Origin of the sequence: Glutamicibacter sp. NPDC087673, assembly GCF_044743255.1 — a bacterium.
Classification (GTDB): Bacteria; Actinomycetota; Actinomycetes; order Actinomycetales; family Micrococcaceae; genus Glutamicibacter.
On record NZ_JBIUWB010000003.1, the window covers coordinates 383209 to 409584 of the forward strand.

Below are 26376 nucleotides of genomic sequence, written 5' to 3' on the forward strand. Positions count from 1 at the left end.
TCAGGCCACCGCTATGCTGCCCGGGACTTAGGCGTTGCGCTCGTCCTTGCCCTCATCGTTCAGGCGACGCAGGGACTCTTCCGGGGTTTCGGTGGTGCTGGCGGATTCTGCTGCGCCGTCGGCCACGGCCGGGGTTGCTGCATCCTTGTCCAGGAAGGTGGCAATGGCCTGGCGGTGCAGGTTCAGCACTACGCCCGGTGCGACCTCGACCTGGACACGATCCTCTGCGTCAACGCCGACGACGGTGCCGAAGATACCCGAGTTGGTCATCACCTTGGCGCCTGGCACGGTGTTGTTCTTCAGCTTCTCCTGCTGGGCGGACTGCTTCTTGCGGCCACGGAACATCATGAAGATCAGCACTGCGAACAGCGCGACCATCAGGATCAGCGAAGGGTTGAAGCCGCCACCAGCGGCCTGAGCGATTACGAGGGGATTCACGTATTTACCTGCTAACGAATTGTTGCGATTTGATCTGAAGTTCTGGGATGCTGTTGCGGCTATTTCTGGCGTAATACAGCAAAGACGCCCCACCTCGCCCCGAAACGGGCATAGGTCGGGCGTCTTTAGTCTAATGCGTCACGGTGAACCGGCAGACCATTTACGCGGGCAGTGAAGTAATGCTTGCCTAATCCTCATCGTTTTCATAGCTTTGCGCACTGGCGAAGATCGCATCCTTTGGCATCGCCAAGCCCAAATGCGCCCAGGCTCCGGGCATGGCAATACGACCGCGCGGAGTCCGGCCCATCAGCCCTTCACGCACCAGGTATGGCTCTGCGACAGTCTCGACGGTTTCGGTTTCTTCACCCACGGCGATGGCCAGGGTCGATAGCCCCACCGGTCCCCCTCCGAATTTGGTGCACAAGGCTTCGAGCACACCCCGGTCCAGGCGATCAAGGCCACGTGCATCGACCTCGTACATGTCCAAGGCGGCGGCGGCCGCTTTGGCATCGATCTCTTCGAGCTTATGCACCAGCGCCCAGTCACGCACGCGGCGCAGCAGGCGGTTGGCGATACGGGGCGTGCCGCGGGAGCGTCCGGCGATCTCGGTGAACGCGGCCGAAGTGACGCTCAAATCAAGCATCATGGCCGAACGGCGCAAAACCAGTTCAAGCTCCTTGACCGCGTAGAACTCCAGATGGCCAGTGAAGCCGAAGCGGTCACGCAACGGGCCGGGCAATAGTCCGGCGCGCGTGGTTGCGCCAACGAGAGTGAAGGGCGGAAGCTCCAGCGGAATGGCCGTGGCGCCGGCGCCCTTTCCGACGATGATATCTACGCGGAAGTCTTCCATGGCCATGTAGAGCATTTCCTCGGCCGGCCGGGACATGCGGTGGATTTCATCGAGGAACAGCACCTCGCCTTCGGTCAACGACGAGAGGATCGCGGCCAAGTCACCGGCATGCTGGATCGCTGGGCCGGAGGAAATGCGCAATGGCGCATTCATCTCGGCGGCGATAATCATCGACAAGGTGGTCTTGCCCAGGCCCGGCGGGCCAGAGAGCAGAACGTGATCCGCGGTGCGTTCGCGGATTTTCGCTGCTTCGAGCACCAGCGAGAGCTGCTGGCGCACTCGGGACTGGCCCACGAAGTCGTCGAGGTTCCGCGGGCGCAGGGCCGCTTCGATTACCCGTTCCTCGGGTTCGCTGCCGGCATTCGTGAGCCCGGTGGAGTCATTCATGATCAGTTGATCCTCTCGCAGACCGCTTAGGCGCGGGTTCCGCTGGACATGCTGCGCAGTGCAGCACGCAAGATTTCTGCGACGTTGCCGGTGGCAACGACATCTGGATCAGCCTTGGACAGCGATTTCAGGGTGCTGGTTGCATCCTTTTCGCTCCAGCCCAGGCCGGTCAGCGCCTCGATCACCTGCGGTTCCCAGACGCTCGCGTTGCCGCCGCCGGAAACCGGGGCCGCTGGCGCGCCGGTCGGGATCAGCTTGCCGTTCAGTTCCAGCACGATGCGGCTCGCGCCCTTGGGGCCAATGCCCGATACCTTGGTGAAAGCGGCGGTGTCCTTGGTGTTCGCCGCGATGCGGACTTCCTCCGGAGAGTGCACCGCCAAGATGGCCAAGCCGGTGCGTGGCCCGATGCCCGATACGGAAACCAGGACCTCGAAGACATCGCGTTCCTCAGCGGTGGCGAAGCCGAAGAGGGTCATCGAATCCTCGCGGACCACCATGGAGGTGAATACCGTTGCCTCGCGTCCTGCCTGCAGGGTGGACAGCGTCCCGGGGGTGGCATTGACCAGCATCCCGAAGCCGTTAACGTCAATTACCGCGGTATTCAGGGCTACCGCCTGCACGGTGCCGGTCAATGAGCTGATCATGCCACTCCTTGGGATATATGTTCGATCGAACCCAGTTTATCGAAGATACCTACGAATATCGATCCGCCGCGTTCCCCGGTGGGTCGGGGCCGCTGCCGTGCTGGCCGGCTAGCGGCGCACTGCACGGCGCTTGGCCGACGCCTCGGCGGCAATCCACGCCTGCTGCGCACCGGTCAGCTGCGACGAACCACCGGCATTAGCCGCGGAGGCCGAGGCATTCGAGCCGGTGGCCGCACCGCGCCAGCCGTGGGTAATCGCCAAGGCCACCGCATCAGCGGCGTCGGCAGGCTTAGGCGGTTCATCGAGCCGGCAGATCTTGGCAACCATCTTGCCGATCGCCGCCTTGGTGGCCTGTCCCGAACCGGTAACCGCCGCCTTGACCTCGGTCGGCGTGTGCAGGGCCACGGGTATTCCGCGTCGCGCTGCCGCGGTGATGACAACGCCGGTGACCTGCGCGGTGCCGATGACCGTGGAGACGTTCGCCGATGCGAACACGCGTTCCAAGGCGAGCACATCGGGCTGATGCAGATCCAGCCATTCGTCGATGGCGTTGGCGATCTTCAAGAGCCGGGCATCGAGCGGAGTGCCCGGAGGGGTGCCGGCGACGGTGACGTCCACCAGCGAAACTTGCCTGTTTGCAGCGACGTCGACCACGGCAAGACCGCAACGGGTCAGGCCGGGATCGACGCCAACAACACGTAAGGCCAAGCCTTACTGCTCTTCGTCCAGCGCGGCGCGAACCTCGTCGGACAGATCAGCGTTGGTGTAGATGCCCTGGACATCATCCAGTTCTTCCAGCGCGTCGTAGAGCTTGAGGAACTTGCGAGCTCCTTCAACGTCCAGGTCGACCTTCATCGATGGAATGAATTCCATTTCGTCGGACTCGTAGGCGATGTCCGCTTCATCCAGCGCAGCGGCCACAGCGCGCAGGTCCGAAGGGTCGCAGACGATGGCGAAGTTCTCGTCCTCGTCCATGATCTCGTCGGCACCGGCGTCCAGCACGACCATCAGCAGGTCGTCTTCGGTCAGCTCGCCCTTGGGCAGGCGGACAACGCCCTGGCGGTTGAACAGGTAGGCGACCGAACCCGGGTCGGCGATGGTGCCGCCGTTGCGGGTGATGCCCACGCGCACCTCGGAGGCTGCACGGTTCTTGTTGTCGGTCAGGCACTCGATCAGCAGGGCCGAGCCCTGCGGGCCGCGTGCTTCATAGATGATCTCGGTGTAGTCGACGACCTCGCCGGTCAGGCCAGCGCCGCGCTTGACGGCGCGGTCGATGTTGTTGATCGGCACGGAGTTCTTCTTGGCCTTGCTGACAGCAAGTTCCAGTGCCGGGTTGCCGGCCATGTCGGCGCCGCCGGCACGGGCGGCAACTTCAATGCCCTTGATGAATTTTGCGAAGGCCTTGGCGCGCTTGGCGTCGATCGCGGCCTTCTTGTGCTTGGTAGTTGCCCATTTGGAGTGGCCTGACATGCTTTAAGCGTCTCCTCGCGTGAGATTGATGAAAAATTGGTGGATAGCGGTGCTGCCGGTGACTTCCGGGTGAAAGCTGGTTGCCAACAATTTTCCCTGGCGTACTGCAACAATTCTACCCTGTTCGTGATCCGTCCCCGCTTGAACGGTGCTGATCACTTGCACGTCCGGGCCAATTTGCACGGCTTCCGGTGCGCGGATGAACACCGCTTCGAGATTTTGCCCGTTGAAGTCCAGCTGGTGCTCGAATGAGTCGATCTGGCGCCCGAACGCGTTGCGCTTGACCGTCATGTCGATGCCGCCGAAGCTTTGCTGTACCGCGCCATCTCGCGAGATTGCAGGGTTCTCGATGCGATCGGCCAGCATGATCATTCCGGCGCAGGAGCCGTAGGCTGGCATGCCTGCTGCGATGCGCTCCTTGATGGGACCAGCTAGCCCGTAGTTGCGGGACAGCCGGTCAATCACCGAGGACTCGCCGCCGGGAATCACCAGCGCGTCAACCTGCTCCAAATCGACGACGGTGCGCACCATGTGCGTGCGCTGCCCGAGCCGTTCCAAAGAGGCCAGATGTTCGCGGAAATCCCCTTGCAGAGCGAGGACGCCTATTTTCGGCATGGTTCTAACCTTCATGGTGTTCAGTGGTTGGCAGCACGAAAAATGCGCCGAAATAACGTTAAACCCAGAGACGCCGTGGTCCTGTTTTGTTTCCCGGTGTGTCGCGGATTCTTCGACGCCGCCTCCCGGCAAGTGGTGGAACTTGGTAGGTTCAAGGACATGATTGCTGATATTTCTTCCCTCGAACTTGCCGGCGGCGTGAGCATGCCCTCGATCGGTTTGGGCACGTGGCCCATGCGTGGACACGAGGCGGCCGCAGCGGTGCTGTCCGCCCTCGACGTGGGCTACCGCCGCATTGATACAGCGGAGAACTACGAGAATGAGGACGCCGTGGGCAAGGCCCTGGCACAGAGCCGGCTTCATCGCGATGAAATTTTCGTAACCACCAAATTCAACAAGCAATGGCATTCGACCCAAGGCGTGCGCCAGGCGTTGGAGAACTCCCTGGACCGCTTGGGTCTTGAGTATGTGGATCTGTTCTTGATCCACTGGCCCAACCCCCAGCAGAACACCTATGTCGAAGCCTTCACTGAGCTGGGCAAACTAGTAGACGAGGGCAAGATCCGGGCTGCGGGAGTCTCGAACTTCAAGCCCTACCAGCTGCAGAACGTCCTGGATTCGGGGCTCGTGCCGGCGCTGAACCAGATCCAGGTTGATCCTGAACGGCAAAGCGTCGATTGGCAAGGTTTCAACACCGAGCATGGCGTTCGGACCGAATCCTATTCCCCGCTGGGACGCAAGAAATCTGGACTCCTTTCACATCCTGCCCTGGTCCGGATCGCCCAAGCGCATGGGAAGAGCAGCGCGCAGGTGACCTTGCGCTGGCATGTCCAGTCCGGGCGGGCAGCGGCACCGAAATCGGCAGACCAGCGGCGGCAGAGCGAGAACCTGGACATTTTCGACTTCCAGCTCACCCAGGCGGAAATGGCCGCCATCAATGCCATGGATACCGGTGCTGGCCCCTTCACCGATTCGGATGAGTTCGGGCACTGAATTCCCGCAATACCTGCATGCGGCAGAAACGGAGAACCCAAACATGCTTCACGGCTACCAGCGCCCAGATATCGAAGTGGCGGATTACTTCGACGAGCACGGTGCGCTGATCCCCTATGGCCAGCGCTGGGATGAGCAGCCTCCAGCGGAGAGCTATTCGCTGACCTCCCATGTGCAACGCTTTGCCCCGGTGCCGCAGGTAGCCCAGGCGTTGCTGGATTGCCTGCGCGAGCAGTTCGAGGTGCGTTGCTTCGAAGATCCCGGGCTGGCCAGGCAAATGCGGATTCAACCGGGCCATGTGGTGCGCTCTGTTCGCGTATTTCCGATGGATTCGCGCTGCGCGCCACTGGGCATGGTCTTCACCACGTTTCCCGCGGTGCACCTGGAGCTCGGCGCGTTGTACCGCGCGACATTTCCGCCGTGCGGCTGCGATGGATGCGACGAAGTTGTCCCAGAAATCCTTGAGGAACTCGAGATCCAGGTGAGTGCCGCCGCGTCCGGAGGATTCGGCGAGTTCCTGGATCGAGGCATGGACCGCCTCGTGCACTGTTTCGACGTTGACCGGACAGGATTCGGCGAGCAGTCCCGCGGCCTTGAAGACATATCGCCGGCACGGCTAGCCAGAGCACGCGCAATTCTTCCCTCAAGCCGCGTGTGGGCACCTTGGCCATTGCGCTAGGTCAGTCCAGCGTCCACTCTCGAAGTCCGTCGTCGAATGCGCCATAGGCATTCACTGTGGCCTCGCTGCGCTTCAAGGAGGCTTTTGCTTCATCTTCCCGTATGCATCCAGCAGCATCGAAGACTTGGCACCAGGCCACAGGTTCATTTGAGAGCTGGTGCGGTACCCACCGCAATTCGCTGACATCCCATTCGCCGGGCGCTCCCTGGGTAAACGTTGCCTTTACGCTGATGCCTTCGCGGTTGAGAATGGTTGGTGTGGCGTGTTTTGCCACGGAATTGCCCAAACCGTAGACGATCCAGGTTCCGTCGTGCTTCTCAATGGGCAATACCGAGTGGGTGTGGTGCATGTAGATGAAATCGAAGACACCGGACTCTGCCAAGGCTCGACCGAGCCTTTTCTGGGACGCTGTCGGTTCGGTGCTGTATTCAGCCCCATCGTGCACGGCAGCCACGACGATGTCCGCTCCCGCCTTGCGCGTTGCCTTGCCCCTGGCGATCAGTTGCTGCGCATCCACCCCGGTATCGACTTGCCAGTCAGCTTCTTCCGGCAAGCCATTGAGCGAATAGGTGCTGGTTACTACACCGAGCTTCACGCCTTCCATGTCCAGGATCGATGGCTTCTCGGATTCTTTTTCACTGCGGTAGGAGCCGGTCGCGAAAAGCCCATTCGCTTCCAGAGCGTCCAGCGTTCGCTCTACTCCGGCCGTCCCGGCATCTACCGTGTGATTGGTGGCAGTGGTGCATCCGTCGTAGCCAATAGCGCCGAGGTCGGCCAGGATTCGATCTGGGACCGTGAACCGCGGATACCCCGAATACGGAGGGACACCAATCGGTGTTTCCAGATTGCATAGCGCCACATCTGCGTCCTGGACATAGGGTGCCAGGCCCGCAAGCAAGGGGCTGAAATCGTAGTCGCCGCCGTTGCCCGTTTCCGCTCCAGCCGCTTGCTTCGCTTCATCCAATAGCTGCGGATGCAGCAGTACATCGCCGGTAACCATCAGCGATAGCTCTTCGGGCGCCGAAGGTGCGGCCGAGGCATCCGCTATGGCTGAACTCGGAGCCGGTTCCGGCGAGGCAGGATCGCTGGCCTGGACGGAAGGCTGCGGGGTTGCTGGTTCTGCGTGATCGCTTGGGACTGCAGAGCAACCGCCAATCAGCAATGCGGCCAGCAGCGTTGAGCTCAGCGGAAGAAATGCAGGCAGTGCACGTTGGGGCATGCATCGAGCCTAGCTCAGCTGGGCATCTGGGGTGTAAATGCAAGCTAAATCACGTTTTCCATGAAAACCTAGGCCTATGCAAAACCCGCTTCTGACTCCCAGTACCAGGCCCTACCAATGGCCAGCCTTCGACCAGCTCACCGCTGAGCATTACCTGGAGGCAGTCCGGCTCGGCGCAGCCGAACAGCGTGAGGAGCTGCAGCGCATCATCGACGATGCCCAGGCTCCCACTTTTGAGAACACTTTCTTGGCGCTGGAAGCCAGCGGGCAGACCCTGCGCCGTGCGCTCATGACGTATTTCTCGGTGATTTCCGCCCACGGCACCGAAGATCTGCGGGCGATTCAGTCGGATATTTCTTCGATCTGGACTAGGCAAGAAGATGAGATTTACCTAAACCAAACCTTGTACTTGCGTCTACAAGCTTTGAATTATGAGGGTCTCCAGGGTGAAGATGCCCGTCTAGCCGAGCAAACGCTGAAGAATTTCCAGTTGGCCGGCGCAGGCTTGGGCGACGCCGAAAAGGACCAGTTGAAGGCACTGAACGCCAAACTCGCTGAGCTTTCCACGCAGTTCGCTGACCTCGTCCTGGAAAATCAGAATGCCCACGCTGTGCACTTCGACGATGCTGAGGAACTCGCAGGTCTTTCCAGCCAAGCGATCGAGTCCGCTGCGCAAGCCGCCAAGCAAGCAGGCCACGCATCGGGATACTTGCTGACGCTGGTTTCGCCTACCCAGCAACCGGTCCTGGAGTCGCTCGCGTCAAGCCAGTCCCGCCGCAAGGTGTTCAATGCCTCGATCAGCCGTGGCACCGAGGAAAACGCGACCATCCATGTGGCCGCCGAAATGGCACAGCTTCGCGCTGAACGCGCCGCTCTGCTCGGATTCGCCAACCATGCAGAAACCGTGCTCGCCCAGGCCACTGCACCTTCCACCGCTGCGGTGGAAGAACGGCTGGCCGAGCTAACCAAGGCCGCCACCGCAAATGCCCGCCAGGAAGCCCAGGTGCTGGGCAAGATCGCCGGTGCCGAAATCAACGCGTGGGATTGGAAATACTTCTCCAACCAGGTCTTGCGTGAGGAGTACTCGGTGGATTCCGAGGCACTTCGCAACTACTTCGAATTAGACCGGGTCCTGGTCGATGGGGTCTTCGCGACCGCTACCAAGCTGTTTGGCATTACCTTCAGCGAGCGGTTCGACCTTCCCACCTACCACCAGGATGTTCGCGTCTTCGAAGTTTTCGACGCCGATGGCAAGCCGCTGGCGCTCTACACCGGCGACTACCTGACCAGGAATACCAAGAAGGGCGGTGCATGGATGACCAGCCTGCGCGATGCCGCTTCGTTCCTGGACGAGCGGCCAATCGTCACCAACACCTTGAACATCGCCCCGCCTGCGCCGGGTGATCCGGTTCTGCTGTCCATGGATGAGGCAAATACGCTGTTCCACGAGTTCGGCCATGCGCTGCACGGGATGTTCTCCAGCGGAAAGTACGCTTCGCTTTCTGGCACCTCGGTCCCCCGCGATTTCGTGGAGTTCCCATCGCAGGTCAACGAGATGTGGATGCTCCACGAGGATGTCGTATCCGGTTATGCTATCCACCACCAGAGCGGCGAAGTCTTGGACGATGCGCTGATCGAGAAGATCCGCGCGGCTTCGCTATGGGGCCAGGGTTTTGCAACCACTGAGTACCTTGCCGCCAGTGTCCTTGACTGGGCCTGGCACACCATCAGCGCCGGGACTGTTATCGAGGATCCGCTGCAGTTCGAACAGGACGTGCTTCAGGGCGCCGGCTTCGACTCCGCAATGATTCCGCCTCGCTACCGCACCGGTTATTTCCAGCACATTTTCGCCAATGGATACTCCGCTGGCTACTACTCCTACATCTGGAGTGAGGTGCTCGATGCCGACACTGTGCAGTGGTTCGAGGAAAATGGGGGCTTAATGCGCGAAAATGGTAATCGGTTCCGTGAGGAACTGCTTTCGCGCGGCAATACGCGCGATCCCCTTGAGTCCTACGAATTATTCCGCGGCCGCACCGCATTGGTTGAACCGTTGTTGCGCCGTCGAGGATTGGTGAACGCAGAATAATGACCACTATTGCCTCCGCACAGGAAGCACTAAGCCACTGGCATCAGGCACTTGCAGTCGCCACCGGCGGCAAGATCTTTACCACCCACGGATGCTCATGGGCATGGCAGCCAGTACGCAAGCGGCTGATCCTGCTGTTCCCCGAACAGCCAGAACAGGCGGGCCTGCGTCCGGCGCTAGCCGAAGGCCATCGGCTCGGCGCCCGGCGCGTGGAAGCTTGGGTTAACTCAGGCGCCCACGCAGATGAGCTGAGGGCGACCGGTTTCTCCGATAATGCCCAGGTTTCCTGGCATGCTGGCCCATTGGCCATTCCAATGGATCGTTGGACCGGCAAGATCCGTTTGGGCAATAACGTGCCTGAGGCCACGGGAGCTGATGCGGCCGAGCTGAACGTGACGAACCTTTGGCGCGAGACCAGCACCCAGCTCTCCAGCGGGCATCCGGCATTGCGCCGCGTCGAGCATGCCTTGGCTCGTACCGACGAGGGAGAGATCGTGGGCCGGGGCTTTGCCCAGCAGGGCCTGAACGGCCAGCTCATGGTGCATTCCTTGGCCGTAGGCAAGGAACATCGCCGCCATGGCGTTGGCACTGCCTTGCTTCATGGCCTGTCGCGATCAATGATCAATCCGCTGTCGCCGCCAGACGATGAGGTACCTCAGGAGCTATTGGCAGCGGCGACTCCGTCTAGTGCCGATTTCTTCAGTGCGAACGGCCTGAAGCTGCTGGGACGAGGACGCCATATGGTTCTGCGCTCCTGGAACCAGTAGCCAGCCACTGATAACGAGAAAGCTCAGCCGGTCACGGGACGTTCCGTGACCGGCTGGGCTTTCTCGAATGGCCTTACCGCGATTTGTTGACTCGAAAGACAAGCCGGGCGAAAGGTCCGGCTTGCCGCGCTTCAACCAGTTCGAGGCTCTCGCTGGAAATAGTTCGTGGCAATACGGGCGCACCTGACGATAGCGCGGCCGGGGCGATAGTCAATGCCAAGACATCGAGGGCATCGGCATCCAGAAATTGCCCCAGCAGTTCACCGCCGCCAAGTACCCAAACATTCTTCTCCCCTGCGCTGTCACGAATTGCCGGCAAGAACTGCGCAACTGCCCCGTTCAGCAGCTGCACATCAGCCCCTTCTGGAATGGGCAACTCCCTCGAAGTGAAGACATAGGTCTTGACCCCCGGATAGTATTCATGCCACTTTTGCGGATTTTCCATGAGCTGTTCATTCTCGATCATCCACATATAGGTGTTCGCGCCTTCGACATGCACACCAACGTTTTCAGGCAATAGTTCCGGATCAGGCTCTTGGGACCCCGGAACATCAAAGAGCCATTGCAGGCTATGGTTCTCGTCGGCCAAGTATCCATTGAGACTGACCGCGGCATCGAAGATAATCTCGCTCATGGCACATAGTCTGCCACAGGAAAATTGCTTACGGCTCCGGGTGCACTTCGCTACCGGCATGCCTGCTCCAGGGCTGCACCACCAGCAGGTCGCCATCGATGTCCCACCGGCTCCGGTCGAGCAGTAAGTGATCGTGGTGCGCCGAGATACTCGCGATTCCAGGCAGCGGATCTGGTTGGGCGGGGCCGGAGACGGATTGCTGCTCGTAAACGCACCACCTGGAATCAGTTGATTCATGCTGGCTGGAAAGAACACTTGGAGGCAAAGGCTAGATCGCAGTCTCGTGCCGTATCGGGCCCCTGCATCACTACCGGCAGCACCGAAGCAGCGAGGCCGAAGAAATGGACTGATCTGTCCACTTCTTCGGCCTCGTCATCAGCTACTCAGCGCAGTTCCTACCAGCCGCGCTCCGAAAGGCGGTGAGGCACTGGCACGTCGGCGACGTTGATGCCGACCATTGCTTCGCCCAGACCGCGGGAGATCTTGGCCAGCTCGTCCGGGTTGTCGAAGAAGGTGGTTGCCTTCACGATGGCCTCGGCGCGCTGCACTGGGTTGCCGGACTTGAAGATACCCGAGCCGACGAACACGCCGTCGGCGCCCAGCTGCATCATCATCGCAGCGTCGGCCGGGGTGGCGATGCCGCCAGCGGTGAACAGCACTACCGGCAGCTTGCCGGTCTGCGCGATTTCCTTGACCAGCTCATACGGTGCCTGCAGCTCCTTGGCGGCCACGTACAGCTCATCTTCCGGCAATGCGGCCAGCTTGGCGATCTCTGCACGGATCTTGCGCATGTGCCCGGTGGCGTTCGAAACATCGCCGGTGCCGGCTTCGCCCTTCGAGCGGATCATTGCGGCACCTTCGTTGATGCGGCGCAATGCCTCACCGAGGTTGGTGGCACCGCAAACGAATGGAACGGTAAAAGGCCACTTATCGATGTGGTTCTCGTAGTCTGCTGGCGAAAGGACCTCGGACTCGTCGATGTAGTCGACGCCGAGGGACTGCAGGATCTGCGCCTCGACAAAGTGGCCGATGCGCGCCTTGGCCATTACCGGGATGGAGACCTCGGCGATGATGCCGTCGATCATGTCCGGGTCGCTCATGCGCGAGACGCCACCTTGGGCACGGATGTCCGCAGGAACGCGCTCCAGAGCCATGACGGCCACGGCACCTGCATCTTCAGCGATGCGTGCCTGCTCTGGGGTGACTACGTCCATGATGACGCCGCCCTTGAGCATTTCGGCCATGCCGCGCTTGACGCGGTCCGAACCGACGACGGAGTTCTGGTTGTTCGTAGACATGGTGAGGAGGGGTTCCTTTCGACACTGCGGTGACTCGTTTTTGCCCCAGAATTTCGGGGATATAAGCGAGGTGGTACGCCAGTAATCGTAGGATCGCTTTGCTTTATTACCTCGCGTGTTGCGTCATAATTGGCAGATAGTAGATTTATCCACCAGTTACGAGTTAGTGCGTAACATTGGCAATCTCTACTAAACAACTAGTCAGAGTGCTTTTTGCCGGTGAATATTTGGCGTGACGCTATTGCATCCGACACTTGATATTTTGCTGGCTGACCGTAGCCTTCAGGATTAGCTGCTTCAATGCGCGCCACTTCCTCAGACATAAATTGCACCAGCGGAACGTCGCCGTTGATATCTTCGGCTACGGAGCGCAATTGCTGCGCATATGCCAGCAATCGCGGAGTGAAGTGCTTGGTGTAGGAGGGGTCCGGGTCGCTGGCACGCTGATGGACGGATTCAAAATTTTTGGCAAGGTCCTCGATTGCCGGTTTAACTGACTCCATCACCTGCACCAATGCCCGGTCCGCCGCTTGCGAGATCGCAACTAGGCTCAATTGGTAGTGGTGCTCGGTGGCCACAGCCGCCGCGAGCCGTTCCAGCGGATCCAGGGTATCGAGCCAACCGCGCAGGAACCTGTCGCAGTTGGCATCATGCTCGTAGCTCAGGTCTTCGAGCAGCTGATCAATCATGCCGATTGAGTAGCGGGCTGCACCTTGGATGGCGAAACGCATTTCATGCTCGGATCCACTAATAATCCAGTCGCGGATTTCTTCGATGGTGCCGATTGGTTCAGGGGACCTGGGAATATTCAACGATGCTCATTTCAGGAAGAAGTTGCTCCAACATGCCGCAACAGTCTATTTGATCTTGCATTGCAGCAGGCCAACATCGTGGCTTTTGCATTAAATGACGTTGGGCCCGACAGAACATTTCCATGTTCTGCCGGGCCCAAGTACCAGCTATTGCCTAGTTCGGGGTTTCGCTGTCCCACGCTTCGGCAATGGCACTGCGAACCTCGGACAAGGTCTGCGGGATCGCCTTGGTCTGCGCGATGATCGGGAAGAAGTTCCCATCCCCGTTCCAGCGCGGCACGATGTGCTGATGCAGGTGCGCGGCGATGCCTGCTCCCCCGGCTTCGCCCTGGTTCATGCCCAGGTTGAAACCGGCGGGGTTGGAGACCTTGCGCAGCACGCGCATTGACTGCTGCGCCAGCGCTGCCATTTCTGCCGTTTCCTCCACCGTGATATCGGTGTAGTTGGGCACATGGCGGTACGGGCACACGAGCAGGTGGCCCGGGTTGTACGGGAACAGATTCAGGATCACGTAGCAGGTTTTGCCACGGTGCACGATCAGCGCTTCTTCGTCGGTACGCCCAGGACCGGCGCAGAATGGGCAACTGGCCTCATCCTTGACCTGGTCCTGTCCGCCCTTGATATAAGCCATCCGGTAGGGAGTCCACAGGCGCTGGAACGAATCCGGCACTCCGGCGAGTTCAAAGTCGTCGGTGACGGACCGGTCTGCTTGTTCCTGCATGCTTGGTGGACTCCCTATCCGAACTAGTTGTTGTTGTCGCGGCTCTTGATGGCTTCAACGATGCGGGCTACCGCATCGTCGACTGGAACCTGGTTCTCCTGGCTGCCATCGCGGAAGCGGAAGGACACGGCGTTTGCATCGGCATCTTCGCCACCGGCGATGAGCACGAATGGAACCTTGTCCTTGGACGCGTTGCGGATCTTCTTCGGGAAGCGATCCGTCGAGTCATCCAGTTCCACGCGGACACCCTGCGCCTTGAGCTTGGCAACAACTTCACCGAGGTAGTCGTTGAAAGCCTCGGCCACTGGGATCGCGCGAACCTGTACCGGCGAGAGCCATGCGGGGAAGGCACCTGCGTAGTGCTCGGTGAGCACGCCCAGGAAGCGCTCGATGGAACCGAACTTCGCAGCGTGGATCATCACTGGTTCCTGGCGGGAACCGTCGGCAGCCTGGTACTCCAAACCGAAGCGCGCTGGCTGGTTGAAGTCGTACTGCACGGTGCCCATCTGCCAGGTACGGCCGATGGCATCCTTGGCCTGGACCGAGATCTTCGGACCGTAGAATGCGGCTCCGCCTGGGTCGGCAACCAGTTCGACGCCGGATTCGGTGGCGACGCGCTCGAGCACGGCGGTAGCTTCATCCCACTGCTCATCCGAGCCGATGAACTTGTCCGACTCCGGATCACGGGTGGACAGCTCCAGGTAGAAGTCGTCCATGCCGAAGTCGCGCAACAGCGAGAGCATGAAGTTCAGCAGGTGCTCAACCTCGGCCGGTGCCTGCTCCTTGGTGACGTAGGAGTGGCTGTCATCCTGGGAGAAACCTCGCACGCGGGTCAGGCCGTGGACCACGCCGGACTTCTCGTAGCGGTAGACGTGGCCGAATTCGAATAGGCGCAGCGGCAATTCACGGTATGAACGTCCGCGGCCGCGGAAGATCAGGTTGTGCATCGGGCAGTTCATGGCCTTCAGGCGGTATTCCTGGCCCTGCTTGGTGATGTTGCCATCTTCATCGCGCTCTTCATCGATGTGCAGCGCCGGGAACATGGTGTCCGCGTAGTACGGCAGGTGGCCCGAGGTGTGGAACAGCCCATCCTTGGAGATGTGCGGGGTGCCCACGTACTGGAAGCCTTCTTCGACGTGGCGGTCGCGCACGTAGTCTTCCATCTCGCGCTTGATGATGCCGCCCTTGGGGTGGAACACCGGCAGGCCCGAGCCCAGCTCATCGGGGAACGAGAACAGGTCCAGTTCGGCACCGAGCTTGCGGTGGTCGCGGCGCTCGGCTTCGGCCAGGCGCTCCTGGTAGGCCTTCAGGTCGTCCTTGGTTGGCCATGCGGTGCCGTAGATGCGCTGCAGCTGCTTGTTCTTCTCGCTGCCCAGCCAGTAGGCGGCAGCCGAGCGGGTCAGCGCGTAGGCGTTCTTGATCAGCTTGGTGTTCGGCAGGTGCGGTCCGCGGCACAGGTCCTTCCAGACAGTGTCGCCGGACTTGCGGTCCACGTTGTCGTAGATGGTGGTTTCGCCAGCGGCCACCTCAACGGTGACGCCTTCGCCGGAAGTGTCGGCGGAGTCGGCCTTGGCCAACAGCTCGCACTTGTATGGCTCGTTGGCCATTTCAGCCTTGGCTTCCTCCGGGGAAACTTCGCGGCGGACAAAGAGCTGGTTCTGGTTGATGATCTTCTGCATCATCTTTTCCAGCTGCTTCAAGTCTTCTGGGGTGAATGGGTCCTCGACATCGAAGTCGAAGTAGAAACCGTCGGTGATGTAGGGGCCGATTCCCAGCTTGGAGTCCGGGCGCAGCTGCTGCACAGCCTGGGCCATCACGTGGGCAGTCGAGTGGCGCAGCACCTCCAATCCTTCTGGATCATTGATGGTTACGCGGGTGACAGTGGTTCCGGCTTCCAGTTCGCGGGCCAGGTCGCGCAATACGCCATCGACGTGCATGACAACCACGTCTTTATCGTTGGCAAAATGCTGCAGACCGGTCGTTCCCGCGTCCACCTGTACCTGCTCGCCGTCAATGGTGAGAGTCAGCTGCTCGCTCATGAGATCGGGTTCTACCTTTCAATCTGTGATGGCTTCATAGCTTGTGGCATACCTTGGCCACAGCCAGCCAGAATCCAGTTTAGTTCAGGACCCCACCTCAGCGTGCGTTTACCTCGGGTTTTACGAAGATTGATCGCCCTCTTGTGACTCGTTCAACAGCGAATCTGCGTTGAACAGGCTCATGACATGCCAGATTTCACGATCGCCCGCGGGCTGCGAACTGGTGACTTTGCCGTTTTTCAGATCCTCGCGGAAAGCCGGAATCACTTCTTCCATGCGGCGCATGAGTTCGTCGCATTCATCTTGGGTAAGCATCAGGTTGCTCGTTTGCATCTGCGCTTTAATCTCCCCGGGCTCTTCGCCGCGATAGTGCCTTTCTGCATGCCGAAGCGTCGCTTGCAGGCGGCGTTGCTCGTCATGGACCACTTGGCTGAGGTAGGCATCCATGGCCGTCCCGGTCTGGTCCTCCGGGCGCTCTCCCACTTTGCCGGTCGTATAGCCGCGAGCCGCAGGTTTCCATACGCGGTCACGCCTATCGCGCGCCAGTTCCGGAACTTCAACGATCATGTCGGCTTTGGCCAGCTCACGCAGATGGAAACTGACCTTGTTCGCGGGTACGCCAAGAGCCTGCGCGAGGTCTGCCGCGCGTGCGGTTTCCATTGCCGAAAGCGCGTCCAGGATTTGCCGACGCAAGGGGTTTGCGATGGCCTTGAGCATGGGGGTGGTGAATGTGACCGGTGGCTCATGGTTGCTCATAAGCACAGCATAGCAATCCCACAAATAAAGTTGCGCAAATTCTATTGCGCAACTTTATTTGCGAATCTATAGTTGGTGCCATGACCAGCATCCAGACCAACGATCCATCAGGCACCACAGCGATTATCACGGAGCCTTTGCCGCCTTTGCGCGTGCAGCGCAACTACCGGATGTGGCTGCTGGCGGACTCAACGGCTTTGCTGTCGGGCAGTATTTACGGGTTCATCTTTCCTTTGATCTTGCTGTCCGCTACGGGGTCCCCGGTTTTGGCCGGAACCCTGGCCGCAGTGGGAATGGCAGCACGGGCGAGCGTAATTTTGGCCGGCGGAGCCATGGCGGATCGTACCGACAAGGCTCGGATGATTCTCATAGGAAGTTTCGCCGGTGCTGCAATCACGGCAGCCATGGCCCTGGGCAGCAGCGTCGGTTCACTGCCGGTTGCCTCCTTATGCCTTGCCCACATCCTTATGGAACTGCGCGGCGGGTACTTTGGGTCGACAACTAATGCCGCCCTAAAGGATCTTGCACACCCCAAACAGCTCGGCCGCGCGATGGCGGCGAATCAAGGCCGCGACTCGGTGCTGATGCTCGGCTCCGCTCCCCTGGGCGGCGTGCTTCTGGGATTAGGCGGTGGCATTGCCCTGCTCATCGTCAGTGTCCTGAATCTGATCGCTGCGGCCAGTGGATTTGCACTGCGTCGTCCATTGCGGGCAGCCAAGCTATCTGGGCAAGATTCCAATGGCACCAGCAATGATTCCGAAGAGGAAGTGGCCCACGGAATTCTGGCAGGCATGCACTGGTGCTTTTCCCGGCCACAGCTGCGCGCTCTGCTGATTTTGATTACGGTCGTCAACATCGGCGTCAACGGGCTGATGACAACGCTGATCTACGGACTTCAACAGCGTTCCGAAGAACCCTGGGTTATCGGGTTAACTTCTACCTTCATGGGCGCTGGAATGCTGCTCGGATCGTTGGTCGCAACGAAGCTCATCGATAAATTCCGCAGTGGTTTACTGACCTGCACCTGTCTCACCATTTTGGGTGTAGCCATGCTGCTCATCGGGTTTAATACGAACCTGCTTTGGATGGGGACCATGCTGATGATCAGCTTCCTCAGCGTTCCAGCTCTCAACGCTGCGGTGGGTGGATACTTCATGGCCTCCATTCCGAAGCAAATGTCTGGGCGCGCTAATTCCCTAATCACCTTTATGGCACTGGCCGCTTTGCCCTTATCTCCGCTGCTTACCGGATTTGGTCTGGAATCGGTCGGCATGGGACCAACGCTGATATTTTTCGGGGCATTCGTTTCCTTAGCAGCAGTCTTGGCCTGGCTCTCACCGCAGGTACGGCGCATACCCCGTCCTGAGCATTGGATGGCGGCATCGCCCGAACTCACCAGCGCATCCGCCCCTCAACAATCCCCCGCCCCAGCGGCCTCCACCGAATAGGAGTATCCAAAGTGAATTCCGATCCCACGTCGCCCAGCGATTTCCGGCTCAAGCGATCAGCCCGGAAGCGAATCTTCAGCAGCAAAAAAAGATACCGCCATGCTTCTGCATTGACGCACCAAGCCGACGATGCAATTGCCCAGGCGAGGTATCAAGCGCTGCGCAACGAGCAATGGATCTATCTATAAGGAGGCAGGAAAAGTCTTGGAAGATCCGCAAACCCATGGCTTTCATTTTCAACCCCTTCTACCCTAGGAATATGAACAAACCGGCCCCACCTGTCATCAGTGCCATTACCCTCGGAGTGCGCGATGTCGGTGCTTCCACGAAGTTCTACACCGAGGGCCTGGGGTTTGAGCTGGTCCAGCCAGCTCACCCGGAAATCGCTTTTGTCCGTGCCGGCTATGGCTTGATGCTCGCCCTCTGGGATGTGAAGCAGATGCGCAGCGAGTACGGCGACGTCGGGCACAGCCAGCTGGCGCCACCGATCTCACTGGGACATAACGTGCACTCTGACGCAGAAGTGGACCGACACTACCGGCGAGCGCTGGATGCGGGAGCGACTTCTGTCACCGAACCGACGGTGCAGCCGTGGGGCGGCAAGAGTGCCTGTGTGGCTGATCCGGATGGCTTCCGCTGGGATTTTGTGCACAACCCGTCATTTGTCGTCGACGCCGATGGGCATGTTTCCTCGGTTTGAGAATTATCAGTTTTCAGTGATCTTCCTTGATGGTTCCCGTTCAGGCCAGGGTTCATAGGTACTAATTTGCCCAGGCTCATCACTAGTGCCTGCAAAGCAGCAGGTCTTCGCTGCGAAATGGTCGATGGCGTCCTTAACGCTGAGGAATGGAATAGCCGGCGCCCCAAAGGGCTCTTCGTACCAAAGTTGGACGCATGCTCCGTTGCGTACTTCGATTTCTGCGTCCATGCCCTTGAAGAGGACTTTGGCTCCACGAATGAGCGCATCTTCGGCCTCCCAGGACGTATCTTCATCGAAGTAGATGAAGTCGTAGTCACGAATTCCTCTTTGCGGATCTTTGCCTTCGAGCACGTTCCAAACTGTTTGGGATAGTGCACCTGCAGTGAGCCACCAATCATCTGCGCTTACGCCCGTTCTCCCCTCACATCAGGCATCTCTCCTATTGGACCCGATGTATCTGTTAGGTAAACCCTGTCAGCGAACTAGCTCATCAGGCCCCTCTCTGGTCCAGGCCTTCAGCTTCCATCCGTTTGGCAAGTTCCCCGACACTTTCGATCTTGCGTGCTCCCTCGCCGAGGTTTGGCCGATAGCTTGGTTGCGGCCGGGTGAGCTCCGCGAGGTAGCCTGCAGCAGGCAGGGTCTCCGGCTGATGCAGGTCCCAGGCGTTCAGCGCTTGGAGGGAGATGCCGCGCGGTCCGGTACGGCGTGTGACCCCGTGGATGAGCAGCATGCGTGTGGAGAAGAGCAAGGGCGCTGTGCGCTGCTGCGTGTCATCGAAGAAGGTGGCGTCGATGCAGCCAGTCCCATCATCCACGGAAATGAAGACCACACGCTTGCCTCCGCGCATGGGAGGAGTCTGAGTGGCCACCCGTACCCCGGCGACCAGAACTTCGGTTCCGTTGCGCAGGTGCAGCAGCTCGGCTGCCTGCGTAATGGGCAGGTGCGCCAGCCGTTGGCGGTACGAGGTGATCAGATGCTCGCTGGCGTCCAGATGCATGAGGTCCAATTCGGTACGTACTACTTCCGCGGGATCCAGTGCTTTGCCGGTCTGGTCGATATATTCGATCTGCCCCAGATCCAGGGCAAGTTGTCCGGGTCCCGGCCGGTATTTGGCCGGAAGGGAGCTGTGCGCCATGGATTGCGTGTGGGCGATCGTGTCGGCACGGGAGGTCCCGGACAATAGGGAATCGAACACTCCGAGCGCTGCAAGGTTCTGGTAGGTGCGTCGCGAGAGTCCTGCGCGGGCGCGGACATCGGCGAGGTGCTCATAGGGCTGGCCTGCGACCAGGCGTTGCACTTCGCGTTCGCTCATCTGGTGGATGTCGCGGAAGGCCAGGCGGATTCCATAGCGCCCAGGGCGCAGCGAGCTGGGTGCGCGGGGCACCATAGGAACCTTCGCTGGAGCGGATTCGAATATTCGTTCGACTCGGTAGTGCCCGGTGGATCGGTTGATATCCAGCGGGAGGATGGGAACGCCCATTCTGCGTGCTTCGGAGACCAGCAGCCGCTTGGGGTACATGCCCGGGTCGTGCTCCCAGATCCCGGCAAGGAAAGCTTCGGGGTGGTGCGCCTTGAGCCAGGCCGAGTGGTAGGTGGGTACGGCAAAGGCAGCCCCGTGGGCCTTGCAGAATCCGAAGGAGCCGAAGCCGGAGAGCACCTCCCAGACTTGGTCAATGGTTTCCTGGCTATAACCGCGCTTGGCCGCCTCGGTGCGCACATAACGTTCTACGGCTGGTTCCTTCTCCGGGTTGCCCAGCAGGCGCCGGTAGACATCGGCCATGCCCAATCCGCATCCGGTGAGCACATCAAGCATGCGCAGCACCTGTTCATGGAAGACGGTCACCCCATGGGTTTCGGCGAGCGCCGGAATCAGATCCTCGTGCAGGTATTGGGCAGGGGCGAATCCATGGCGGTGCTCCAGGTAGGGCTTGACCATATTCGACTGCATGGGACCCGGGCGGAACAGGGAGATATCGATGATCAGGTCGTTGAATTCGCGGGGCGCGAGCTTGCCGATCAGTTCGCGTTGCCCCGGGGATTCGATCTGGAAGCAGCCCAGCGTATGGGTGGAACGGATCAATTCGAAAGTGGGTTCGTCATCCAGCGGCACCCTGGACAGGTCTATCACTCCGGTAGCGGAGATGTAGCTGTCGTCGGCGTGCCCTCCGGCGCGGGCGGCCGCTTGCTTATCCGGGTGCATGCGGGCGATCTCCTCGAGCGTGTAGGCGATGGCTGATTGCATGCGCACACCGAGCACGTCGAGCTTGATCAAGCCCATCAGGTCCATGTCATGCTTGTCGAACTGGCTCATCTGCAGTCCGATGCCCGAGGGCTGGACCGGGGTGCGGTCCAGCAGGCTCGCGTCGGAGAGGATCACCCCGCAGGGGTGCATGGAGATATGCCGGGGCAGCCGGTCCAGGCGCTCGGTAGCGTCGATGAGGATATCGAGCTGGGTGTCATCGGTAATGCGTTCTGCCAATGCGGCCAGCTCCGGCTTTTCGGTGAGCGCTTCGCGGAAAGAGGATGCGGAGAAGCGCCAGAGCTGCTTCGCGATCTCATCCACCTGCTCCTGCTCTACCCCGAGGGCGGCTCCTGCATCACGGACCGCGCCGCGCGCACGGTAGGCGTTCTGCATGCTCATCAGGCTGACGCGCTCTTCCCCGAAGCTGGAGAAGATCTCGCGGTAGATCTCGTGGCGGCGTGCGGATTCCACGTCGATGTCGATATCCGGCAGGGTGGTGCGGGTATCGGAGAGGAAGCGTTCGAACACCAGATCGTGGGCCAGCGGGTTCACCTGGCTGATGCCCAGCAGGTAGTTCACCAGCGAGGAAGCGCCGGAGCCGCGGGCGGCCACGCGGATTCCCATGCCGGTGATCAGCTTGACGGTTTCGGCGACGGTCAGGAAGTATCCGGCGAAGTCCAGGCGGTCGATCACCCCGAGTTCCAGAGCCAGCTGTCTTTCAATGAGGCTGGGATTGGCGTGCGGCAAGAGCCCAGGCACCGCTGCATGGACTCGCTCGGTGAGTTCTTGCATGGCCGGACGGTGCAGGCCGATGATCTTCGCTTCGGGGATCACCGGCTGCTTCCATCCAAGATCGGCTACCGGGTCCGCCGCTGCCCATTCGGCGAGCGCTTCAGTTTCCCGCAAAAGCTGCTGCGCCCAGCTCCTTTCTGTGGCTTGGCCGATCTCCTTGGCCAGCTGGCGCATCTGGGGCGGGGTTTTCAGCCACCCTTGGCCATTGGGTTGGCAGGAGTCCAGGTTCTTCAGGCTATGCAGGGCGCGCGCTGAGTCCAGGATGTCTGCGGTAACCGCTCCATCGGGGTCCACGTAGCGCACGGCGTTGGTGAGCACGGCCCTGATCCCCCGCTCCTGGGCGTAACGCAGCAAGCGGGCTGCTTCACCGAGGCTGTAGCGCGATCCAGGGCTGGAGAGGTGCGTGGTGATTTCCACTCGCAGCATCTTTCCCAGCCGCTTCTTCCAGCTGGCAAGCAGTGCCCGGGCTTGGGCGTAGCTTCCCTTGAGGATTGCGCGGGCCACGTCTGATTCGCCGCCGAGCAGGATCATCAGGTTTCCGGCAGCACCCAGGTGTGCCAGCTGCTCGGTTCTCAGCCCCGGAACCCCGTGCGCAGTGCTGTGCGCGAGGGTGATGGCTCGGCACAGCGCCGCATATCCGGCACCGTTGCAACGTCCACGGGCCAGCAGGACAATCCGCCCTTGGGTTTCTCCGTGGTTATCGAGCACGGCAAGGTTCACCCCGAGAATCGGGTGCAGCCCTTCTGCCATGCAGGCCGCCACATGCTTGACCGTTCCATAGAGCCCATCCCGGTCAGTCAGCGCGAGCATCTGGGCACCCTGCGCTTTGGCCGCTTGGGCCAGCTGCTTTGGGTGCGAGACTCCGTAGTGGGCGCTATAGGAAGAACTGACGTTCAGGTGGGTGAAGCTCATGGAGGTCCTTCGAGTATATGTTCCCCTGCAGGGGAATTAGGCGCTGCGGGCCAGCGACTCATGCACACGCACCAGACGCCACCGTTCGGTTTGCGCATCAAAACTCACATCAACGCTGTGCACTTGCCGGGATCCGCGCACCGCGACCAGTTGCAGGCGCCACATCTCATAGTCGGCAATCCCCGCACCGGCGCCGCGAGGAATCCGCAGGTTTTCATCCCACCATTTGCGGCGTTCGAACCAGCGCTGAGGCTCGGCCACCAAGCGATAGTCCTGCCCTTGCCAGCTCACGCGCAACGGCATTCCATCAGCTGCACGAGCAACCTCGATCGACTCGGTGAACATCCCCACGTGTGCACTCCTTACTTAGTAGAACCATTCTATTCGAACACGTGTTCGAATGACAGTTACACTAGTCAGCGCGACCGACAGTTTGGGTTAGCCAAGTGCAGCGGATCTCAGCGCCGACGGACTGGTTGAATAAGCCCTGCGAAAGGCAGCGCTGAGCGCAAAGGGTGAAGAATATCCGACATCACGGGCAATCTGCGACAGCGGTGTATCGCTGGCGAGCAGCGCATCATGAGCCAATGCCAGACGCAATTTGGTGAGGTACCCCATGGGCGCGGTGCCCATGGCCTGCCGGAAGGCTGGCGAAAAAGCCGAACGGGACATCGCAGCTGTTCTGGCCAGCCCCTCCACGCTCCACGCTCTAGCTGGTTGCGCCCACATCGCCCCCACCGCCACCCCAATGCCTGGCGCCGCCGAGCGAAGCACCCTGGTTCCCGGCAAGTGCTGCAAGGCGCAGATCGCCAGAATATCCAGCAGCCGGTCCAATACCACCTGCTGGGCGGGACCCGCATTTTCGGCTTCAGTCGCCAGCAGTTCAGCCCATCGCCACGCCGCGTCGTCATCGATAACTGCCAGATCGGTACCCTCGCAGACAAGATCAGCGACAGCGCTGGTCGTAGTGAAGGTGCCAACCAGTAGCTGGTCGGGGCCATTAGGCGAATTGCCCCATGCACGCACCCCATGGCGCAACTCTTGGACCATGGCTCGGCCCGATGGCCCCAGGCATTGCTGGCCCGGGGCAATGGCATAGTTGCCAGGCGCCGCGGCCGGAAGAGTCTGGGCGCTGGCCGAGCGAACCTCATAGGAGGCTGATCCGCAAATGACGACCAGTTCCCCTTGCCGCGCCACCACGGACTTTTGTCCTCGTTGCACCCTGCAGGATCCCGAGCGCACCGCCAAAATCGTCAGCGGGCAATGATCGCGAACAGCAACACTCCACTGGCCCTCCATGCACATGCGGAGAATGAAGGCTTCACGAGCCCGTGGGCCAGAAGGGAAAAATGCATCGGGTCTCACGCCACCACTCTGGACGATTGCGTATGCATTGTCGAGCCTTGAGCATTCAAAATCCTGCCCAACATCTGTTGAATGAAATCATGAACCTGCCGTTGCTTACTATTTTCCTGCCGCTGCTGACAATTGCCACCGGCTTGATCATTGCCGGATTCTACGTTTCCTTCACCCTCGTGGTCTTCCCTGCGCTAGCGCGAATGGATGATCGCTCCGCAAGCACGTTCATGGTCCACGTGAACAGATACGCCCAACGGCCCCCATTCCTGAGCTTGTTCTTCCTCGGCTTGCTCGCCAGCACCGGATGCCTTGCCCTCTCCATCATCCACGAGAATATCCGCATATCGATCGGAGCGGCACTGGTGCTTAGCGGTGCCCTGCTCACTATCGGGGTCAATGTTCCGCTCAATCGGCGACTGGAGCAGAATTCGTTGGCTTGGGCGAAATATGAGCCACGGTGGATCAGGGCCAATGCCGCGCGAGCACTGGGTTCCGGCCTAGGCGCTGTCCTTCTGCTCAGCGGTGTTTGAGCTGGATGCAGCACTCCTGCCCCGTCACATCCATTCCGGGGGCAACCCGTGATCGACCTGCACAAATTGGCTCTGCGCGAAACTGCCTGCGTCATTGTGTCTCGAATGCTCGATTAGCACCTGAGACACCGATAGCATCGAGAGAGCACTAGCCAATCGTTCCAGGAGCTAAATCCCATGTCCCATAAGGTCAAAGCCGTTATTTCCCGCGTCAAGGACGCACCCGTAGAGGTCGTAGACATCATCGTTCCGGATCCGGGTCCCGGAGAAGTAGTTGTCGATGTGCTCACCACCGGTGTCTGCCACACCGACCTGCACTATAAGCTCGGCGGAATCGGCGACGAGTACCCGTACCTGCTGGGCCACGAGTCCACCGCAGTAGTCAGCCAGATCGGCGAGAACGTCACCAACGTCAAGGTCGGCGACCGCGTGATCCTGAACTGGCGTGCAGTCTGCGGCCAGTGCCGCGCTTGCGCCAAGGGCGAGCCGAAGTACTGCTTCAACACCTTCAATGCCACCCAGAAGATGACCCTGGAAGATGGCACCGAGCTTTCCCCAGCGCTGGGCATCGGATCCTTCGCCGAAAAGACCCTGGTCCACTCCGGCCAGTGCACCATCGTGGATGAAGAAGCCGACCCGGCCGCAGTAGGCCTGCTCGGTTGCGGTGTCATGGCCGGCATCGGGGCAGCGATCAATACCGGCGAGATCAAGCGCGGCGAGTCCGTCGCAGTGATCGGTTGCGGTGGCGTGGGCGCTGCTGCCATCGCCGGCGCGCAGCTGGCCGGCGCAACCACCATCATCGCGGTGGACGTGAACCCGGACAAGCTGGAAGGCGCCAAGAAGTTCGGTGCCACCCACACCGTGGATTCCTCCAAGGTCGACGCCGTGGAAGCCATCCAGGCGCTGACCGGCGGCTTCGGCGCCGACGTCGTCATCGACGCGGTGGGCCGCCCGGAAACCTACAAGCAGGCCTTCTACGCCCGCGATCTTGCTGGCCGCGTCGTATTGGTAGGCGTGCCAACTCCGGAGATGAAGCTCGAGCTGCCGCTGCTCGATGTCTTCGGCCGCGGCGGCTCGCTGAAGAGCTCGTGGTACGGCGACTGCCTGCCGAGCCACGACTTCCCGATGCTCGTCGAGCAGTACAAGCTCGGCCGCCTGGATCTGGATGCCTTTGTCACCGAACGCATCACGATCGATGAAATCGAAGACGCGTTCACCAAGATGCATGAAGGCACCGTGCTTCGTTCGGTGGTGGAGCTCTAGTGGCCGCCCGCATCGAGAACGTCGTCACTTCCGGCACCTTCTCCCTGGATGGCGGGACGTGGGATGTCGATAACAACGTCTGGATCGTCGGCGATGATTCCGAGGTGATGGTCATCGACCCGGCACATGATGTAGCCAAGATCCGCGAAGCTGTGGGCGATCGAGAAGTCATGGCCGTGCTGCTTACCCACGGGCACGATGACCACATCCGCGCGGCTGGAGAATTCGCCGACGCCGTGGATGCACCGCTGTTCTTGAACCCGGAAGACCGCATGCTCTGGGAAGCTGTCTACCCCGAGCGCGATGTGGACGCAGAAATCAGCGAAGGCGATTCATTCACCATCGCCGGCACCACGCTGACCGCCCTGCACACCCCAGGGCACTCTCCGGGCTCAACCTGCTTCTACGCCGAAGACCTCGGTGTACTGTTCAGCGGTGACACCCTGTTCAACGGCGGCCCGGGGGCTACCGGTCGCAGCTACTCCAGCTTCGAGACGATCGTCGAGTCGATCCGCACCAAGCTGCTGGTCCTGCCAGCTGAAACCGTGGTCAATACCGGCCACGGCGATGCCACCTCCATCGGTGCAGAAGCGCCGAACCTGGATGAATGGATCAAGCGCGGTCACTAAGCACCACGCATCGAGCGGCAGCAGGCCTTTAGAGCCGGCTGCCGCTCGTGTTTAAAGTTGATGCGCAAAACATCTGGTGATGGCAAGATT

General features: G+C 60.5%; 26 protein-coding genes and 1 pseudogene. 10 read left to right on the forward strand and 17 right to left on the reverse strand.

Annotation, left to right across the window (positions count from 1 at the left end; all coding sequences use genetic code 11):
- Positions 1–27 precede the first annotated feature (27 nt).
- From yajC to pdxT, 6 genes are all read right to left on the reverse strand, one after another.
- Positions 28–438 (reverse strand): preprotein translocase subunit YajC, encoded by a 411-nt coding sequence (gene yajC, locus ACIOTL_RS09330; protein ID WP_105658279.1) that lies wholly within the window; start codon positions 436–438, stop codon positions 28–30.
- A gap of 187 nt (positions 439–625) precedes the next feature.
- Positions 626–1675 (reverse strand): Holliday junction branch migration DNA helicase RuvB, encoded by a 1050-nt coding sequence (gene ruvB, locus ACIOTL_RS09335; RefSeq protein WP_105658278.1) that lies wholly within the window; start codon positions 1673–1675, stop codon positions 626–628.
- A gap of 26 nt (positions 1676–1701) precedes the next feature.
- Positions 1702–2319, reverse strand: coding sequence for a Holliday junction branch migration protein RuvA (ruvA, locus tag ACIOTL_RS09340; RefSeq protein WP_105658277.1), 618 nt, complete (start codon positions 2317–2319; stop codon positions 1702–1704).
- A 108-nt stretch (positions 2320–2427) separates the two neighbouring features.
- On the reverse strand, positions 2428–3027 hold the full coding sequence (ruvC, locus tag ACIOTL_RS09345; protein ID WP_105658276.1) for a crossover junction endodeoxyribonuclease RuvC: 600 nt from the start codon (positions 3025–3027) through the stop codon (positions 2428–2430).
- A gap of 3 nt (positions 3028–3030) precedes the next feature.
- A complete protein-coding gene (locus ACIOTL_RS09350) occupies positions 3031–3789 on the reverse strand; it encodes a YebC/PmpR family DNA-binding transcriptional regulator (RefSeq protein WP_105658275.1) in 759 nt (252 codons plus the stop codon).
- A gap of 3 nt (positions 3790–3792) precedes the next feature.
- A complete protein-coding gene (gene pdxT, locus ACIOTL_RS09355; protein WP_105661372.1) occupies positions 3793–4404 on the reverse strand; it encodes a pyridoxal 5'-phosphate synthase glutaminase subunit PdxT in 612 nt (203 codons plus the stop codon).
- 159 nt (positions 4405–4563) lie between these two features.
- Here pdxT and ACIOTL_RS09360 point away from each other — a divergent pair, with 159 nt between their 5' ends.
- Positions 4564–5397, forward strand: coding sequence for an aldo/keto reductase (locus ACIOTL_RS09360; RefSeq protein ID WP_105658273.1), 834 nt, complete (start codon positions 4564–4566; stop codon positions 5395–5397).
- A 43-nt stretch (positions 5398–5440) separates the two neighbouring features.
- Entirely contained in the window at positions 5441–6076 is a 636-nt protein-coding gene (locus ACIOTL_RS09365) for a DUF6226 family protein (RefSeq protein ID WP_332595181.1), read from the forward strand.
- 1 nt (position 6077) lies between these two features.
- Here ACIOTL_RS09365 and ACIOTL_RS09370 read toward each other — a convergent pair whose 3' ends face one another.
- Complete coding sequence (locus ACIOTL_RS09370; RefSeq protein WP_400342402.1) at positions 6078–7295, reverse strand: CapA family protein; 1218 nt, start codon at positions 7293–7295, stop codon at positions 6078–6080.
- 76 nt (positions 7296–7371) lie between these two features.
- Between ACIOTL_RS09370 and ACIOTL_RS09375 the strand changes: the two genes are divergently transcribed.
- Together ACIOTL_RS09375 and ACIOTL_RS09380 are read left to right on the forward strand one after the other, a co-directional pair.
- A complete protein-coding gene (locus ACIOTL_RS09375) occupies positions 7372–9384 on the forward strand; it encodes a M3 family metallopeptidase (RefSeq protein WP_400342403.1) in 2013 nt (670 codons plus the stop codon).
- Positions 9384–10151, forward strand: coding sequence for a GNAT family N-acetyltransferase (locus ACIOTL_RS09380; protein ID WP_105661377.1), 768 nt, complete (start codon positions 9384–9386; stop codon positions 10149–10151). Before ACIOTL_RS09375 ends, ACIOTL_RS09380 begins: the two co-directional genes overlap by 1 nt.
- Before the next feature lie 73 nt (positions 10152–10224).
- Here the strand turns inward: ACIOTL_RS09380 and ACIOTL_RS09385 are convergent, their stop codons facing one another.
- Positions 10225–10785 (reverse strand): dihydrofolate reductase family protein, encoded by a 561-nt coding sequence (locus ACIOTL_RS09385; RefSeq protein WP_400342404.1) that lies wholly within the window; start codon positions 10783–10785, stop codon positions 10225–10227.
- Between ACIOTL_RS09385 and ACIOTL_RS09390 the strand changes: the two genes are divergently transcribed.
- Complete coding sequence (locus tag ACIOTL_RS09390; protein ID WP_332730710.1) at positions 10784–10912, forward strand: hypothetical protein; 129 nt, start codon at positions 10784–10786, stop codon at positions 10910–10912. The genes ACIOTL_RS09385 and ACIOTL_RS09390 overlap by 2 nt on opposite strands.
- A 268-nt stretch (positions 10913–11180) precedes the next feature.
- On the opposite strand, the gene pdxS is transcribed toward ACIOTL_RS09390, so the two are convergent.
- The 5 genes from pdxS to ACIOTL_RS09415 all read right to left on the reverse strand — a co-directional run bounded on the left by pdxS (position 11181) and on the right by ACIOTL_RS09415 (position 16411).
- Positions 11181–12083 (reverse strand): pyridoxal 5'-phosphate synthase lyase subunit PdxS, encoded by a 903-nt coding sequence (gene pdxS, locus ACIOTL_RS09395; protein WP_105658267.1) that lies wholly within the window; start codon positions 12081–12083, stop codon positions 11181–11183.
- A 197-nt stretch (positions 12084–12280) separates the two neighbouring features.
- On the reverse strand, positions 12281–12814 hold the full coding sequence (locus tag ACIOTL_RS09400) for a hypothetical protein (RefSeq protein WP_400342405.1): 534 nt from the start codon (positions 12812–12814) through the stop codon (positions 12281–12283).
- A 235-nt stretch (positions 12815–13049) separates the two neighbouring features.
- Positions 13050–13616 carry an HIT domain-containing protein gene (locus ACIOTL_RS09405; protein ID WP_105661379.1) on the reverse strand — a complete coding sequence of 189 codons (567 nt, stop codon included), beginning with the start codon at positions 13614–13616 and terminating at the stop codon, positions 13050–13052.
- 23 nt (positions 13617–13639) lie between these two features.
- The gene (gene thrS, locus ACIOTL_RS09410; RefSeq protein WP_105658264.1) at positions 13640–15655 is read right to left on the reverse strand and encodes a threonine--tRNA ligase; all 2016 of its coding nucleotides are present in this window, start codon (positions 15653–15655) and stop codon (positions 13640–13642) included.
- 120 nt (positions 15656–15775) lie between these two features.
- Positions 15776–16411 (reverse strand): helix-turn-helix domain-containing protein, encoded by a 636-nt coding sequence (locus ACIOTL_RS09415; protein ID WP_105658263.1) that lies wholly within the window; start codon positions 16409–16411, stop codon positions 15776–15778.
- An 80-nt stretch (positions 16412–16491) separates the two neighbouring features.
- Here ACIOTL_RS09415 and ACIOTL_RS09420 point away from each other — a divergent pair, with 80 nt between their 5' ends.
- On the forward strand, positions 16492–17859 hold the full coding sequence (locus ACIOTL_RS09420; protein WP_400342406.1) for an MFS transporter: 1368 nt from the start codon (positions 16492–16494) through the stop codon (positions 17857–17859).
- A gap of 259 nt (positions 17860–18118) precedes the next feature.
- Positions 18119–18559, forward strand: a complete 441-nt coding sequence (locus ACIOTL_RS09425; protein ID WP_400342407.1) for a VOC family protein — start codon at positions 18119–18121, stop codon at positions 18557–18559.
- 6 nt (positions 18560–18565) lie between these two features.
- Here the strand turns inward: ACIOTL_RS09425 and ACIOTL_RS09430 are convergent.
- From ACIOTL_RS09430 to ACIOTL_RS09445, 4 genes and pseudogenes are all read right to left on the reverse strand, one after another.
- Positions 18566–18946 (reverse strand): annotated as a pseudogene (locus ACIOTL_RS09430) (nucleotidyltransferase family protein); the annotation flags it as partial.
- A 103-nt stretch (positions 18947–19049) separates the two neighbouring features.
- Complete coding sequence (locus tag ACIOTL_RS09435) at positions 19050–22505, reverse strand: DNA polymerase III subunit alpha (RefSeq protein WP_400342408.1); 3456 nt, start codon at positions 22503–22505, stop codon at positions 19050–19052.
- A gap of 36 nt (positions 22506–22541) precedes the next feature.
- Complete coding sequence (locus ACIOTL_RS09440; RefSeq protein ID WP_400342483.1) at positions 22542–22850, reverse strand: hypothetical protein; 309 nt, start codon at positions 22848–22850, stop codon at positions 22542–22544.
- 93 nt (positions 22851–22943) lie between these two features.
- Positions 22944–23870 carry an AraC family transcriptional regulator gene (locus ACIOTL_RS09445; RefSeq protein ID WP_400342409.1) on the reverse strand — a complete coding sequence of 309 codons (927 nt, stop codon included), beginning with the start codon at positions 23868–23870 and terminating at the stop codon, positions 22944–22946.
- An 80-nt stretch (positions 23871–23950) separates the two neighbouring features.
- Between ACIOTL_RS09445 and ACIOTL_RS09450 the strand changes: the two genes are divergently transcribed.
- From ACIOTL_RS09450 to ACIOTL_RS09460, 3 genes are all read left to right on the forward strand, one after another.
- The gene (locus ACIOTL_RS09450) at positions 23951–24394 is read left to right on the forward strand and encodes a hypothetical protein (protein WP_400342410.1); all 444 of its coding nucleotides are present in this window, start codon (positions 23951–23953) and stop codon (positions 24392–24394) included.
- Between the two features lie 177 nt (positions 24395–24571).
- A complete protein-coding gene (locus ACIOTL_RS09455) occupies positions 24572–25657 on the forward strand; it encodes an S-(hydroxymethyl)mycothiol dehydrogenase (protein WP_105658256.1) in 1086 nt (361 codons plus the stop codon).
- Positions 25657–26286 (forward strand): MBL fold metallo-hydrolase, encoded by a 630-nt coding sequence (locus ACIOTL_RS09460; protein WP_105658255.1) that lies wholly within the window; start codon positions 25657–25659, stop codon positions 26284–26286. Before ACIOTL_RS09455 ends, ACIOTL_RS09460 begins: the two co-directional genes overlap by 1 nt.
- Positions 26287–26376 lie beyond the last annotated feature (90 nt).

Coding starts and splice junctions, on each gene's coding strand:
- ruvB (WP_105658278.1), bottom strand. CDS start 1,675: ATGAATGACTCCACCGGGCTCACGAATGCCGGCAGCGAACCCGAGGAA.
- ruvA (WP_105658277.1), bottom strand. CDS start 2,319: ATGATCAGCTCATTGACCGGCACCGTGCAGGCGGTAGCCCTGAATACC.
- ACIOTL_RS09350 (WP_105658275.1), bottom strand. CDS start 3,789: ATGTCAGGCCACTCCAAATGGGCAACTACCAAGCACAAGAAGGCCGCG.
- pdxT (WP_105661372.1), bottom strand. CDS start 4,404: ATGCCGAAAATAGGCGTCCTCGCTCTGCAAGGGGATTTCCGCGAACAT.
- ACIOTL_RS09360 (WP_105658273.1), top strand. CDS start 4,564: ATGATTGCTGATATTTCTTCCCTCGAACTTGCCGGCGGCGTGAGCATG.
- ACIOTL_RS09365 (WP_332595181.1), top strand. CDS start 5,441: ATGCTTCACGGCTACCAGCGCCCAGATATCGAAGTGGCGGATTACTTC.
- ACIOTL_RS09370 (WP_400342402.1), bottom strand. CDS start 7,295: ATGCCCCAACGTGCACTGCCTGCATTTCTTCCGCTGAGCTCAACGCTG.
- ACIOTL_RS09375 (WP_400342403.1), top strand. CDS start 7,372: ATGCAAAACCCGCTTCTGACTCCCAGTACCAGGCCCTACCAATGGCCA.
- ACIOTL_RS09380 (WP_105661377.1), top strand. CDS start 9,384: ATGACCACTATTGCCTCCGCACAGGAAGCACTAAGCCACTGGCATCAG.
- ACIOTL_RS09390 (WP_332730710.1), top strand. CDS start 10,784: ATGGCACATAGTCTGCCACAGGAAAATTGCTTACGGCTCCGGGTGCAC.
- ACIOTL_RS09385 (WP_400342404.1), bottom strand. CDS start 10,785: ATGAGCGAGATTATCTTCGATGCCGCGGTCAGTCTCAATGGATACTTG.
- pdxS (WP_105658267.1), bottom strand. CDS start 12,083: ATGTCTACGAACAACCAGAACTCCGTCGTCGGTTCGGACCGCGTCAAG.
- ACIOTL_RS09400 (WP_400342405.1), bottom strand. CDS start 12,814: ATGCGTTTCGCCATCCAAGGTGCAGCCCGCTACTCAATCGGCATGATT.
- ACIOTL_RS09405 (WP_105661379.1), bottom strand. CDS start 13,616: ATGCAGGAACAAGCAGACCGGTCCGTCACCGACGACTTTGAACTCGCC.
- thrS (WP_105658264.1), bottom strand. CDS start 15,655: ATGAGCGAGCAGCTGACTCTCACCATTGACGGCGAGCAGGTACAGGTG.
- ACIOTL_RS09415 (WP_105658263.1), bottom strand. CDS start 16,411: ATGAGCAACCATGAGCCACCGGTCACATTCACCACCCCCATGCTCAAG.
- ACIOTL_RS09420 (WP_400342406.1), top strand. CDS start 16,492: ATGACCAGCATCCAGACCAACGATCCATCAGGCACCACAGCGATTATC.
- ACIOTL_RS09425 (WP_400342407.1), top strand. CDS start 18,119: ATGAACAAACCGGCCCCACCTGTCATCAGTGCCATTACCCTCGGAGTG.
- ACIOTL_RS09435 (WP_400342408.1), bottom strand. CDS start 22,505: ATGAGCTTCACCCACCTGAACGTCAGTTCTTCCTATAGCGCCCACTAC.
- ACIOTL_RS09440 (WP_400342483.1), bottom strand. CDS start 22,850: ATGTTCACCGAGTCGATCGAGGTTGCTCGTGCAGCTGATGGAATGCCG.
- ACIOTL_RS09450 (WP_400342410.1), top strand. CDS start 23,951: ATGAACCTGCCGTTGCTTACTATTTTCCTGCCGCTGCTGACAATTGCC.
- ACIOTL_RS09455 (WP_105658256.1), top strand. CDS start 24,572: ATGTCCCATAAGGTCAAAGCCGTTATTTCCCGCGTCAAGGACGCACCC.